Annotated in this window: 11 protein-coding genes; all 11 read left to right on the top strand. The window is 66.8% G+C overall.

Annotation, left to right across the window (positions count from 1 at the left end; genetic code table 11):
- The first annotated feature begins 138 nt into the window (after positions 1-138).
- The 11 genes from E3O57_RS17725 (at position 139) to E3O57_RS17675 (ending at position 13,934) form a co-directional block, all read left to right on the top strand.
- Complete coding sequence (locus E3O57_RS17725; protein ID WP_103462051.1) at positions 139-1,239, top strand: Rv2578c family radical SAM protein; 1,101 nt, start codon at positions 139-141, stop codon at positions 1,237-1,239.
- 163 nt (positions 1,240-1,402) lie between these two features.
- Positions 1,403-2,197 carry an Ltp family lipoprotein gene (locus tag E3O57_RS17720; protein ID WP_241990488.1) on the top strand — a complete coding sequence of 265 codons (795 nt, stop codon included), beginning with the start codon at positions 1,403-1,405 and terminating at the stop codon, positions 2,195-2,197.
- Between the two features lie 520 nt (positions 2,198-2,717).
- Positions 2,718-4,049, top strand: coding sequence for a sensor histidine kinase (locus E3O57_RS18835; protein WP_165787871.1), 1,332 nt, complete (start codon positions 2,718-2,720; stop codon positions 4,047-4,049).
- Positions 4,046-5,383 carry a hypothetical protein gene (locus tag E3O57_RS17710; protein ID WP_103462052.1) on the top strand — a complete coding sequence of 446 codons (1,338 nt, stop codon included), beginning with the start codon at positions 4,046-4,048 and terminating at the stop codon, positions 5,381-5,383. The genes E3O57_RS18835 and E3O57_RS17710 overlap by 4 nt, the downstream gene beginning before the upstream one ends.
- A 60-nt stretch (positions 5,384-5,443) precedes the next feature.
- Positions 5,444-6,166 (top strand): thymidine kinase, encoded by a 723-nt coding sequence (locus tag E3O57_RS17705; protein WP_088455154.1) that lies wholly within the window; start codon positions 5,444-5,446, stop codon positions 6,164-6,166.
- A 70-nt stretch (positions 6,167-6,236) separates the two neighbouring features.
- Positions 6,237-6,887, top strand: coding sequence for a response regulator transcription factor (locus E3O57_RS17700; protein ID WP_103431518.1), 651 nt, complete (start codon positions 6,237-6,239; stop codon positions 6,885-6,887).
- Positions 6,884-9,277, top strand: a complete 2,394-nt coding sequence (locus E3O57_RS17695; RefSeq protein ID WP_103478804.1) for an ATP-binding protein — start codon at positions 6,884-6,886, stop codon at positions 9,275-9,277. Before E3O57_RS17700 ends, E3O57_RS17695 begins: the two co-directional genes overlap by 4 nt.
- 177 nt (positions 9,278-9,454) lie before the next feature.
- Positions 9,455-10,897 carry a polysaccharide biosynthesis tyrosine autokinase gene (locus E3O57_RS17690; RefSeq protein WP_103462054.1) on the top strand — a complete coding sequence of 481 codons (1,443 nt, stop codon included), beginning with the start codon at positions 9,455-9,457 and terminating at the stop codon, positions 10,895-10,897.
- On the top strand, positions 10,897-11,502 hold the full coding sequence (locus E3O57_RS17685; RefSeq protein ID WP_165787872.1) for a low molecular weight phosphatase family protein: 606 nt from the start codon (positions 10,897-10,899) through the stop codon (positions 11,500-11,502). The genes E3O57_RS17690 and E3O57_RS17685 overlap by 1 nt, the downstream gene beginning before the upstream one ends.
- A 9-nt stretch (positions 11,503-11,511) precedes the next feature.
- Positions 11,512-12,495 (top strand): hypothetical protein, encoded by a 984-nt coding sequence (locus E3O57_RS17680; RefSeq protein WP_133159718.1) that lies wholly within the window; start codon positions 11,512-11,514, stop codon positions 12,493-12,495.
- A complete protein-coding gene (locus tag E3O57_RS17675; protein WP_103462056.1) occupies positions 12,486-13,934 on the top strand; it encodes a sugar transferase in 1,449 nt (482 codons plus the stop codon). Before E3O57_RS17680 ends, E3O57_RS17675 begins: the two co-directional genes overlap by 10 nt.
- The last annotated feature ends 104 nt before the right edge of the window (positions 13,935-14,038 follow it).

The raw sequence follows: 14,038 nt of genomic DNA, 5'->3' as shown, positions 1-14,038 counted from the left end.
GTGCGGGTGGCGTGCCACCCGCATAACGGCGCCTACCCCGCATAACGTCAAGACCGGCGGATGCAGCGCCCCGCCGGGTGAGCCACCCCGCATGACACCCACCTTGCATCCCACTCGAACATGTGTTCGACTGGATGTATGCGCTGGAGTGGACAGGAACTAACGACCGAGCAGGCCGGCGCGCTGCCCGGCCTGGCCCGGCTGAACAACCTGGTGCGCAGCGTCCGCACCCCCGAGTTCGACGGGATCACCTTCCACGAGGTGCTCGCCAAGTCCGCCCTCAACCGGGTGCCCGGCCAGAGTGCGATGCCCTTCGGCTGGACCATCAACCCGTACCGCGGCTGCTCTCATGCGTGTACCTATTGCTTCGCCCGCCCCACCCACAACTACCTCGACCTTGACGCGGGCAAGGACTTCGACAACGAGATCATCGTGAAGGTCAACGTGGCCGAAGTGCTCAGTAAAGAACTCGCCAAACCCACCTGGGGCAAGCATCCGGTGGCGCTGGGCACCAACACCGACCCGTACCAGCGGGCCGAGGGCCGCTACCGGCTGATGCCCGGCATCATCGCCGCGCTCGCCGACTCCGGCACCCCGTTCTCGATCCTCACCAAGGGCACCCTGTTGCGCCGGGACCTCGACCTGCTCCACGAGGCCAGCCAACAGGTGCCGGTGGATCTCGCCATGTCCATCGCCATCTACGACGACGCCCTGCAGCAGGCCGTTGAGCCGGGTACCCCGAGCACCAAGGCGCGCCTGGCCACGGTCAGCGCGATCCGCGACAAGGGCATGGACTGCTCGGTGTTCCTGATGCCGATCCTGCCGTTCCTCACCGACACCAAGGCGCACCTCGACGAGGCCATGCGCCAGGCCAAGGCCGCCGGCGCCACCGGGGTGCTCTACAGCGCCCTCTACCTCAAGCCCGGGGTCAAGGAGTGGTACTTCCAGTGGCTCGAGCAGGATCATCCCGAGCTGATGCCCCAGTATCGCGAGCTTTACAAACGCGGGACCTACGCGCCTAAGGAGTACCGTCAGTGGCTCGCCGAGCGCATCCAGCCGCTGATCCGTGCGCACGGCCTGCAGCGCCGCCGGGAGGACCCGGCGACGGGCGGCATCCTCTCCAAGGCGCTGACCGCCTCGCCCGCCGGCGCCCGCACCGCCTCGCCCGGCAGCCCGGCCGTCCCGCCCTCCCTGATCGCCGCCGAGCTGCCCCTGGACCTGACACCGACGCTGTTCTGAACGTCAAGCTGTGGGTGCTCCGGCATGCTCCACCTGATTCTGGGTTGCCGCCGACCCCGCATCTCGGTACGACAGCGATTTTTGGTCTCATCGGCTAGTTTCACCCTGCTCGCCGGTCGTGGCCCCCAATCGGGACGTCTGCGATCGCTGCCATACTCAGGGCATGACCACACCGACACCGTTGGGGGACGGCTCGAATGAGCCCCGACCTAATGCCTCACAGCCGCCAGCCGCACCTACCTACCCGTACGGGACGGCGACGCTGCCGCCGCAACCGCCACTGACATCGGCGAAGGGCCTCGCCCTCGCCGCGTTGCTCGTCGGCATCGGAGCATTCCTCTTCGGGCTCATCCCCGTCTTCGGGGCAATTGTCGGAGTCGTGGCCGTCGTGCTCGGCATCCTGGCCATGCGCAAAAAGCAGCCCAAAGCGATGGCTCTCACCGGCGTTATTCTCGGTGGCGTCGCTATCGTAGCCTCGATCGCCGTGACGTTCGGAGCCGTGGCGCTTGTGAACCTCGCCTCAGACGACACGTCGACGACAGAACTCACCGAGTCGGCCACAGCCGAGCCGGTCGAATCGACAGAACTCGAGCCCGCCGAAGCAGAGCCGACCGAAGTAGCCGCAGACTCCGAACCTGAGGCTGCAGACGTGCCGGCCGAGTACGGATCCGCGCTGATTTCAGCCGCAACTTACGCGAGCATGATGGATATGAGCAAAGCTGGAATCTACGATCAGCTCACGTCCGAGTACGGCGGACAGTTTTCGCCCGAGTCGGCTCAGTACGCGGTCGACAACGTAGACGCTGACTGGTCGGCGAATGCTCTGGCCAGCGCGAAGCTCTATCAGGACGAGATGGCCATGTCACCCGCGGCTATCCACGATCAGCTGATCAGCGAGTACGGCGCGAAGTTCACCGTCGAAGAAGCCGACTACGCCATCCTGCACCTGAACGACTGACCCGCTTTGTCCCTCAAGGACCTCGCCCACGGGCGGGGTTCTTGTTGTTTCCGGAGCCCCAGCGCATGCCCACCATTCTGTAGGCCGAGCTTGTCGTAACCCCGCGACCGAAACTCGCGAGCGCGGGCCCTGCAGTGCGCCTGAGTAGCGCACGCCGCATTTCTGTCTAGCTGACCCGCCACTGTCCGCAACCGCGCATCGGTATAAGGAAAAAATGCGATTACAAGGACGGGATCGGACACAGGGTCCTATTTTTCGACCTTTATCCTAATAAACCCTCCAATCAGGACCACGAACAGGCTCAATGAGCGAGCGGATGCGTTCGCGAGCTAGCTCACGGGATCTCTACGGGCTCGATCAACAGCAACCCCAACTCTCCGCCGTCGTCCCTCATCGCCGCCGAACTCCCGCCCGAATTCTCACCCACCCTGTTTTGACCCTCACCGAGCGCACACCACCGTCGAACCGGCTGCCCGCCAACCCCCGCACACCTGAGATAATCAGACGCGGAGAGGGCGCAATGTCACTTGGGTTACCCGACCACCTGGTCAAGGCCACGCTCAGCCGTGCCCTGGCCCGGGCGTCGCACTGGTTCGGCCTGGTCTGCCTGGCCGGCGCCCTGTTCTCGGTCCTGGCGCTGAGCGTGTTCCCGGTCACCGACCGGCTGCAGATCACCGTCGCCGCGATCCTCGGCATGGGCGCCCTGCTGGCGATCCTCGCCCGCTGGCGCACGGTGCCGCTGACCATCGCCTACCTGCTGGTCGGCGCCCTGTGCACCTACCTGTTCACCAGCGCAGTGCTGGGCATGCCCGGCGTCTTCCCGTCCTCGGACATGTTCCTGATCTCGCTGCCCAAGATGGCCCTGATCATGGTCGGCGGCGCCGGCACCGGCGCGCTCGTCGGCGTGCTGTGGAGCACCCTGGGCTTCCTCCTCGCCGAGGCCGCCGCCACCCTCGCCATCTCGCAGACCCCCGTACCCGACCGCCCCGACGTGTTCACCGTCGTCACCTACCTGTTCCTGGTCGGCGTGATGCTGCTCGACGGCCTCGCCCGCCGCACCGGACGCGCCGCCCAGCCCGCCATCCACCGCGCCGTGCAAGACGACGAGTCCCGCATCCTGCGCCACGACTTCGACGTGCGCGCCATCGCCCTCATGCACGACACCACCCTTAACCAGCTGGTGTCGGTGGCCCGCGCCAAACCCGGCCCGCTCAGCCGCGGCCTCGAGGCCGGCGTCCGCGAAACCCTGCAGACCCTCGCCGAGCGCGACTGGCTCACCCACGTCGACGAGCGCACCGCCGCCGCGGCGGGCAACGACGGATGGCTGTCCAGCGCCGTGTTCCGCGCCATCGACCGCATGCGCGACCGTGGCCTCGTCGTCGACATCACCGGCGACAAAGAGGCCCTGGCGCGCCTGGACCCGCAGAGCGACAAGGAACTGGGCCTGGCGGTTCAGCAATGCCTGGTCAACGTGCTTCTGCACGCCGGCATCGTCACCGCCGAAGTGGTCATCGACGCCGACGGTCAGAACGTTTCGGTGATGGTGCTCGACGCCGGCCGCGGCTTCATGGAGTCCGAGACCGGCAACGACAGGCTCGGGCTGCGCCAGTCGGTACGCAAACGCATCGAACGGCTCGGCGGCTCCGTGGTGATCTGGTCCCGTCCCGGCGCCGGCACCTCGGTGTTACTCACCCTGCCCGCCCCGCCCATCGTGCCGAGCACCATCGCCGCGGCCGCCGAAGTCGCTGCCGAAACCGCCCCCGCCGCGGCTGCGGCCGCCGCCGAAACAGCCCCCGCCTCGACCACCGAGACCGCCCCAGCCACCACCCCCACCGACAAGGCCACCCCGTGACCGCCCACCGCGCCACCCAGCAGCGCCTCGACCCGCTGGGCACCCTCGCCGCCTGGCCGCTGTCGCCCGCGATCGCCTCGATCGTGCTCTGCTACTCGGTGATCGCCACGGTCCTGCAACAGGACCAGATCCGAAACCCCCTGATGGCCACCCTCGCCGTGCTGGCCATGGCCGCCGCAGCGGCCACCCTGGTGATCGGCACCCAACCGGCGCGGTCGCCGTTCGGCCGCCGGATCCACCTGATCATGGCCGGCTTCGCCCTGCTCGGGTACGTCTGCGAGCAGCTCAGCCGGTGGGGCGACAACCTGCTCGTCCAAGACGACTTCGGCCCGGTCTGCATCGGCTTCCTCCTCCTGGCGCTGGCCCCCTACCGGCCGTGGCGGGAGATCGCCCTCTCCGGCGCCGTCGCCAGCATCGTCGCCATCCTAATCACGCTCCCGCAAGCCGGCTCCTATGAAGTGCATGTCCCCGTCGCCGTGTACGCGATCGTCTCGGTTACCCAGATCCTCGCGCCCACCGCCGCCGGCGCCGCGTACTCGCGCCGCATCGTGCGCTCGATCCTGGCCTGGCAGACGGATGCCCGCCGGGCCATCGTCGCCCGCACCGAAGAAGCCCGCGGCCAGATGGCCCGGGCCGTGGTGGAGCAGCAGGTCTCCGCCCTGAAGTCCGGCGTCATCCCGTTCCTCGCCGAGCTTCTCGAGCGTGGCACCGTCACCGCCCTGGACGTGGCGCAGGCCGGCCAGCTCGCCGCCGAGGTACGCCGCACCCTGGTCGCCGAGATCGACCGAACCTGGCTGGACTCCGTGGCCACCCGGGAACGTGCCGCCCTGGCCGAGCGCGGCACGCCGGGCCTGCTCGTCGTGGCCGACCCCGAGCACCGGGCCACGGCGTTCCGCGCCGAACAGCGTGCCGCCACCGCCGCCCTGATCGGGGCCCTCTGCGCCGCGCCCGGCTTCGACCCGCACAGCCTCGTCGTGCAGATCACCGGCTCGAGCACCCCCACGCCGCCCCGGCCCGCCCCGGCCACCCTCACCGCCCCCCGGCCCACCCTCATCAAAACGGCACCGCCGACATCCGTCCCGGTCGACACCATCACCATCCAGGCCGCCCTCGACCTGCCGCCCCGCAAGGTGCGCGCGCTGCTGCGCCCCTACCTCGGTGTCATCCGGGTGGTCTTCGCCAACGTGCGGGTCACCGTGCGGCGCCCCTCGCTCACCATCGAGTTCGACGGCGCCCGCGACCCGCACCAGGTCGGGCCGCCCCGGGAGGCCCTGGCCACCCCGGCTACCCCCGCCGGGGTGCGCGCCAAGCAACCGCCCCGCCAAGTACGCTGAACCTCAAGAAACTAGACGTACAAGACGTACAAGACGTATAAGAGGGCGGTACCGGCGGTAATGGCGAAACTGTATTTCCGATACGGGGCGATGAACAGCGGCAAGAGCACCTCGATGCTCCAGGCCGCCTACAACTATGAGGAGCGCGGCCACCGGGTGCTGCTGGCCAAGCCGTCGGTCGACACCAAGGGCGACCGCGGCATCCTCTCCCGCCTGGGCGTCACCCGCGGCGTCGACTTTCTGCTGACCCCCGAGACGGATGCCTACGCCCTGTTCCAGCAGCACCGGCACGAGACCGAGGCCACCACCGGGCTCGACGTCAGCGCCCTGCTCGTCGACGAGGCACAGTTCCTCACCGAAACCCAAGTCGACGACCTGCTGCGCATCGCGATCCTCGAGAACATCCCGGTGCTCGCCTACGGCATCCGCACCGACTTCCAGACCGTGGCCTTCCCCGGCAGCCGCCGGCTGCTCGAGGTGTCGCACAGCCTCGAAGAACTCAAGACCATCTGCCGGTGCGGTCGAAAGGCCGTCTTCAACGGGCGCAAGGTCGACGGCGCGTTCGTCTTCGACGGCGACCAGGTGGCCATCGACGGCGTCGAGGTCACCTACGAGTCGCTCTGCGGCTCCTGCTACCTCGAGGAAAGCCACGGCGTGCTCAACAACCGACGCCGGGAGCCGGCGGAGCGAGGGCGCTCAATCGGCGTGGATTCGCACGAAGCGAGTCCGGCCACCGAGAGCGCCCCAGCTTGCCCCCCGGCAAGTTCCCCATCATCACCCTAGGGAAGCATCCGCGGCGGCAAAAGCCGTCATTTATCAGGGCACTCGATTCCGCACGGCAGAAGAGGCAGATATGCACAGGTTCCGCGTTGCGCTGATCGACGACCACGAGATCGTGGCACGCGGGTTCGCCGGCCTGTTCGCCACCCTGCCCGACATCGAGGTGGTGGCCACCGTCGCCACGGTCGCCGAGCTGCTGGCCGAGGTAGGGGAGACCCCGGTCGACCTGGTGATCCTCGACCTGCGCCTCTCCGACGGCTCCACCGTCACCGGCAACGTCGACCGGCTACGGGCCACCGGCGCGGCCGTGCTCGCGTTCACCGGCGGTGACGACGCGGGTCTCATGCGCGCCGCCGCCCGCAGCGGCGTGCTCGGCGTGGTGCGCAAATCCGAACCCACCGACGTCTTGCTCGACGCCGTCACCCGGGCAGCGGCCGGCGACACCATCGCCTCCACCGAGTGGGCGGCAGCGCTGGATGGCGACCCCGACCTCTCCGATGCCGGCCTGAGCCCCCGCGAGCGGGAGGTGCTCTCGCTCTACGCCGCCGGCGCCAAGGCCCCGCTGGTGGCCTCGCACACCGGACTGTCCGAGCTCACCGTGGTCGACTACATCCGCCGGGTGCGGTCGAAGTACGAGCGGGTCGGCCGGCCGGCGAACACCAAAATCGACCTGTACAAGCGTGCGCTGGAGGACGGCATCCTGCCGGTGCCCGGCCGCTCATGACCGCGCTGACGGGCAGCACGGGCAGCCCCGGCACGCTGCAGGCCACCGACTCGACCGTCCCGATTCCCATGGTCGCCGAGCGCCCGGCCCACACGGCCACCGCCAACCTCACCCGGCTGCTCTGCATCGCCGTGGCGGCCGCGGCCGGCATCTTCGGACTGCTCTCACTGCCGTCGTTCCTGGCGCAGGCCTGGCCGAACTCCGCGTTGGCTGCGGCCGCCTGGGCCGCCTCGTTCGGCCTGCCGATCGCCCTGGGCCTGAGCGCCCGGTGGGGGTCGGCGCGCATCCGGCGGGGCATTGTCGCGGCCGAGGCGCTCAGCTTCGTCGGGATCCTCGGCTTCTGGCTCATCGTTCGCGGCACACCCCTGCCCGCCGGCGCCGACATCCCCTGGGTGATCACCTTCACCGGGGTGCCGTGCGTGGCCGTGGCCGTCTTCGCCCAGCCGCGTCTGGTGTGGGCGTTCACGGTGCTCACCTCCACGCTCAGCGGCTTTGTGCGTTTCACCACTTCCGCCGAGGCCAACCCGGCCCTCATCGGCCTGGCCGACGGCCTCTACTCGCTGCTGCTGGTCAGCGTGTTCGTCGCGTTCACCCTGGCCGCCCGGCGCGCCTCGGCCCGCGTCGACGAGGCCACCCTGCTCACCCGGCAGGCCGAGGCGCACCGGGCGGCGCGGGTGGCCCGCCGGCAGGAGCGGCTGAGCATCGACGCGCTGGTGCACGACAGCGTCATCTCCACCCTGCTGATGGCGGGCCTGGGCCGCACCCCGCCGTCCGTGGTGTCCGGCCACGCGTCCAAGACCCTCACCCAGCTCGATGCGCTGCGCTCCCCGCCGCCGCAGCCGGTGCTGCTGGTCTCCGACGCCGCGCGCCGCATCGGCACGCTAGCGCAGCAGATCGCTCCGGATGCCGTGGTGCGCGTCGACAACCCGGCCCGCGCCGGCCAGGAGGCGGGCATCGAACGCACCGTGCCGTCGGCAGCGGTGACGGCCATCCTCGGCGCGGTCGGCGAGGCCCTGCGCAACTCGGTCAACTCGGCCGCGGGGCAGGACCCCGCCCGACCGGTGCACCGCCGTGTCACGATGCTCTCCACCACCGACGGCTTCCAGGTCACCGTCAGCGACGACGGCGTCGGTTTCGACCCGGCCCTGGTTCCGCCGGAGCGGCTGGGCATCGCCGAGTCCATCCTGGGTCGCATGACCCGGTTGCCCGACGGCGCCGCCCACGTGCGCTCCACCCCCGGCCGCGGCACCGACGTAGTCGTGGCCTGGGCCCCCGACCGCGAGCCTGCGAATCGCACGCCAATCCGACCAATGCCACCCCCGTCGGTCGAGCCTGTCGAGACCCCATCGGTCGAGCCCCATCCGTCGGTCGAGCCTGTCGAGACCCCCACCTTCCTCTCCCGCTCCCTCGACCTCACCACCCCCATGGCCCGCCTCATCCTGGCCCTCTTCGTCTTCGTGCACGGCCTGCTCGCCGTCATCAACATCGTCCCCGGCCGGCCGCTGGCCCTGATGCTCGGTGCCTACCTCGCGATCGTGCTCTCCGCCATCACCCTGATGCGCCCCATGAACCGCCCCTTCCCCCGCACGCAGGTGGCCGTGGCCCTCACCCTCAGCGGCGTCGGCGCCATTCTGATGTTCGGCTACCTGCCCGCCCACGACGAGGCCCCGTTCGCGCACTGGCACCTCGGCGCGATCACCCTGATCCTGGTGGTGCTCGCCGCGCGCGGCCAGATCCGGTCGGCCTGGATGGGCTACGCGGTGCTGGCCCTCCTCACGGTGGGCTGGGCGGTCGAGACCGGCCAGTCGGCCATGGTCGGGGTGGACCTGGTCAGCCGGCACGCCGGCACCCTGCTCGCCGGCAGCCTCTTCGTCGTCGGGCTCGGCCGGTCCGAACGCGACCTGCGGGTGCTCACCCAAGACGACCTGGCCCGCGCCCGGCAGGACGCCACTACCGTGGCGGCCATCCGCGAGCGCAAGGCCCAGCTGCGCCGGGTCAACGCCCTCGCCCGGCCCACCCTGCTGCGGCTGGCCGAGCCACACGCCCTCACGGCCGAGGAGCGCGCCCAGTGCCTGCTCGTCGAGGCCAGCCTCCGCGACGCCATCCGCGGCCGCTGCCTGTTCGTGCCCCCGGTCATCCACGCCGTCCAGGCGGCCCGGCAGCGCGGCGTGGAGGTCACCGTGCTCGACGACAGCGCCGACACCCCGCCCGAGCAGCTCGAGACCCTCGCCCGCACCGTCGCCGACGTGCTCGACACCATCGAACACGGCCGCGTCACCGTACGCGTGCTGCCGGCCCGCCGAGCGGATGTTGCCACCGTCGTGATCGAGTCCGGCGCCCCCTGCATCCTCACCGTCAGCCCCGACGGCACCCTGCGCGCCCCTGAGTAGTGCGATTCACCCCCAGAACTAGGCACTTGATCGGGAATTTCTGTCTACGCCGGTGATTCCCTGTGCCTGATTCCTCCCTGCTGAGACAAGCCACCGTTGAGCGATGTGCAAAGATGGCCCTGGGGATAATGCAAACGAGCGGTTCCTCTCGACTAGGCACTTACCGAAGGAACGCGCGTGGAACTAAAGGACTACCTGAGGATTTTCCACAAGAGTTGGATCCTGATTCTGGCTCTGACTCTGGTCGGCGTGGCGGCCGCAGCCGGCGCTGCGATTGCTACGACTCCCACTTACGTCGCTAGCACTCAGCTCTACGTGTCCGTCAAGTCCTCCGGGGACGCGGGAAGTGGCGAGCTTGTTGCTGGAACCAGTTTCGCCCGTCAGGCCGTGACCTCATATGTCGACGTCGTGAACAGTGCCATCGTTCTGGACGAAGTCATCACCGACCTTGACCTCGACATCAGCGCCGCGCAGCTTGCCGGAATGGTTGCTGCATCTTCGCCGTTGAACACGGTGCTGATCGACGTCTCCGTCACCAACGACGATCCGGTACTCGCTGCCAAGATCGCAAACGCTGTGGGTCAGAACTTCAGCCAGATCGTGGTCGATCAGCTTGAGAAACCCGACGGCGAGGCCGTGAGCCCGGTGAAGATCGAAACCATCCAGCCCGCACTCGTCCCAGGCTCCCCGGCAAGTCCGAACGTACCGCTGAATATTGTGCTTGGTCTACTAGTCGGTCTTGCATTGGGTATCGGGTTCGCCGTGCTTCGCAGCGTTCTCGACACTCGCATCCATTCCTTGCACGACATCGATCTTGTAACAGATGCGCCAATGCTCGGTGGCATCACGAACGACCCTGACGCGCGACTCCGACCGCTCGTCGTCCACTCCGATCCAAAAAACCCGCGTGCAGAGTCCTTCCGCAGCCTGCGCACCAACCTCCAGTTCGTCAACATCGAGGGCGGCCCTCGCAGCTTCGTTGTCACGAGCTCCATCCCGGGCGAGGGCAAGAGCACCACCACTGCCAACCTCGCCATCGCCCTGGCCGAGACCGGGGCCCGCGTTGTTCTCGTCGACGGCGACCTTCGGCTGCCTCGCGTGGCTGAGTACATGGGCATCGAGGGTGGGGTCGGCCTCACCGACGTACTGATCGGCCGGGCCGAACTCGCCGACGTCATGCAAAAATGGGGCAAGAACAAGTTGTTCGTATTGCCCAGCGGGCGTGTGCCCCCGAACCCGAGCGAGTTGCTTGGTTCCGCTGCCATGGCCAATTTGCTAGCGGTGCTCACTGAAGAGTTTGACGTTGTGCTCATTGACGCCCCGCCCTTGCTTCTGGTCACGGATGCGGCTGTACTCAGCAAGCTTTGCGGTGGCGCAATCATGGTTGTAGCTTCAGGGCGCACCAAGCGCAACGAACTGTCGAGTGCGCTGAAGGCCCTCGAACGGGCCGGTAGTCGACTGGTGGGCATGGTCATCACGATGCTCCCCACCAAGGGCCCCGATTCCTATGGGTACGGCCAGTACAGCTATGGCACGGCCCTCGAAGAAGAGAAATCCGTGGAGGTGCGCGACGTGCCTGGCCGTCGCAGCTTCGGCAAGACGCGACGGAGGACTGCGTAGTGGCTAGCTTCACTATCCTCACGGTATGCTCCGGAAACATCTGTCGGTCGCCTCTCGCCGAGCAATTGCTCCGGGTAGGTCTAGTACGGTGGCCCGAGGTTGCGCTCGGGAGCGCCGGCACGATCGGCTTAACCGGCCAGGCGATGCCCTACGAAGCCGCCGACCTGTCCCGGCACTTCGGCGGCGACCCGTCGCTGCACGTTGCACGAGTCCTCACAGCGGAGCATCTCAGCGAGGCTGATCTGGTCTTCGCCATGTCGAGGGAACATCGGCGCGCGATCGTGGAACTCTACCCGCGCGCCATTCGGTACACGTTCACCATTCGTGAATTCGCGAGACTCGTCAATGGAGTCACCGACGAAGACCTCGAAGAGGCCGCGGCGCTTCCGTTGCATGACGTTGTCGGTCGGTTCTCCACACTGGTGGGTTTCGCGGCGTCACAGCGCGGGGCCGTGAATCCGCCCGAATCACCCGACGATGACGACGTCGTAGACCCTTACCGCCGCAGCGATGAGGTCTACGCCGAATCCGCCCGCCAGCTTGTCCCAGCTGTGAACGAAGTCGTGTCACTGTTCCACAGATCCACCAGAGTTCATCAGCCCTAGGGGGGCACCATGGGCGCAAGCAAACCCAGCAGCCGCAAGAACCGCAACAACCGCACCCGCCGAGGCTTTCTTGTCGCCGGTCTGGCCGTTTTCCTGCTTGTCGACGCCGGCCTGGTCGCGTTCGCCCTGACGGCTCCTAAGCCCGCGCCCAGCGCAGGAACGGTGGCGGCTGTGCCGACCGCTAGTCCTCCACAGGTTGCGACCCCCGAGGCCACGCCAGCCCCGGAGGTTGAGCCTGTTGAGATCACTGCCACAGCGACAGGCGTACCATCCCGAATCCTCGGCGCCCTTGACGCGTCAACAGCTTGGCGTGCTTCAACCGGAACCTGCCCGTCTGCCGCAGCCAATCTTGAACTCACTACGGACTCCGGCGCGACCTGGGAGAGCTTCAATGCTTCGACCGAAGCGAGCGCGTCGTCCATCTTGGCGATTTATGTCGCCGACGCCGCGGAGATGTCAATGGTGACCCTCGACGCTGTGGACTGCGCACCCCAACTCGTCACGACCTTCGTCGCGGGTGATGCATGGAAGGCCTACCCAGATCGCGTCACGGCGGAGTGGTACGTGGACCCGGCTACCTCAAACACAGTGCATACCCCGGTGGGCGATGTGGTCGCTCCGTGTGTTTCGGTGGCCACCCTAGCGGCCGCGGATAACTCCAGTGCTGCCGTGCTATGCATTGACGCTTCGGTAGTCACCACCCAGGACGCTGGCGCTACATGGTCTGCCCCGGCCGCTGTTCCGGGCGCGGCGGCCATTGCGGCAACGAACGAGGGATTCCAGGTCGCAGTTGCAAATCCGGCGGGTTGTGTCGGTATCTCGCTGGTTGGCGTGTCCCAAGACGGTGCAGTCGACGCCACGCCCCGGCCCTGCGTTGATGCGATTGTCGGCACGGGTGAGACAGCTCTCTCTGCAAGCGACGACGGCATGCTGTGGCTCTGGGCAGGCGACAGGTTCGCACGGTCTGCAGATGGCGGTGCGACGTGGGGGTGAAGAGCTACACGTTGAGCTGGCAGCGTGCCTACGCGGCCCGGCTTTTCTTCACGGACCTCGCAGTCATCATCGGGGTGGTCTTGGGTAGCCAAGTCCTGTGGTTTGGTTCGCGACGCTCGGAATTGCGCATTCCAATCGAGAATATTGCCGATTTCACGTTCGGCTACACTCTCGTCTCCTTAGGTCTGATTGTGTTCTGGATGCTGGCACTCGAGTACTACGCCACTCGTGATCACAAGACCATTGGAACCGGGAGTACCGAGTACAAACGCATTCTGGACGCGAGCGCTCGGATATTTGGTATTACCGCGATAGTCGTGTTCTTGCTCAAGGTGGACTTGGCTCGTGGGTACTTCCTCACGGCGCTACCGATCGGGCTCATCTTGCTTCTACTCGGCCGTTGGGGATGGCGGCAATGGCTCGTCGCGCGGCGCCGCGAGGGTCGCTTTGTACATCGGACCATCGTTGTGGGGGAACGGGACAAATGTGTCCATGTCGTTGTTGGCATCCGCCGTGATATGGCAGCGGGACTTTCCGTAGTCGGAGCCGTAACGGAGAACGGAAGTGTCGCGCAGAATCTTGTCGACGGTGTTCCAGTCCTGGGGGACTTCAGCCAGATTCTCGAGTCGATTCAGCGGGTCGGCGCCGATACAGTTATCTTCACTGGAGCCGATAATTTCGGACCGAGGAAGCTGCGCGAGCTCGGCTGGGAACTTGAAGTGCTCAAGGTAGACCTCATTATGGCACCGGCACTGACCGACATAGCTGGCCCACGAATCCATGCACGTCAGGTTTCCGGGTTGCCCCTCATTCAGGTTGACTTTCCTTCATTCGAGGGGGCCCGGCACTCCGCAAAACGGGCCTTCGACCTCATCGCCTCTGGCCTAGGCCTCCTGGTCCTTAGTCCTATTTTCTTGTGGATTATTGTCGCGGTGCGTCGAGACAGTGCCGGCCCGGTCTGGTTTCATCAGGAACGTGTGGGGTTGAACGGCAACGTCTTCAGAATGATCAAATTTCGCTCAATGGTTGCAGATGCTGAGGCCCAGCTGCCGACTCTGCTGGATCAGTCCGACGGCAACGGTGTGTTGTTCAAACTTAGGGCAGACCCCAGAGTTACCAAGGTCGGATCCGTGCTGCGCCGCTACAGCCTTGATGAGCTCCCGCAGCTTATCAACGTGTTCCGAGGCGACATGGCGCTCGTGGGGCCGCGCCCTCCTCTCGCTCGCGAGGTCGAGTCTTACGACGGTTCGGCACGTCGACGACTGCTCGTTAAGCCAGGCATCACGGGGCTTTGGCAAGTGAGCGGGCGTTCGGACCTCTCCTGGGAGGACAGCATCAGACTCGACTTGTATTACGTCGAGAACTGGTCTCCCACCGGCGACGTGATCATTCTTTACCGCACTATCCGAGCGATCCTTCGTCCAGCCGGAGCGTATTGACCTTTCTGTTCCGCGCTGGAAGCCATCAGACATCCGAAAAGTGCGACCGCCCTGAACCAACAGATATGAGCCAGTTTTGAAGTCAGACGTAATACAACAGGCAG

Origin of the sequence: Cryobacterium sp. TMN-39-2 (assembly GCF_004402745.1) — a bacterium.
In the GTDB taxonomy this organism is placed as follows: Bacteria; Actinomycetota; Actinomycetes; order Actinomycetales; family Microbacteriaceae; genus Cryobacterium; species Cryobacterium zongtaii.
The sequence above is the reverse complement of the archived record's forward strand: the minus strand, read 5'-3'. Positions and strand labels throughout refer to the sequence as shown.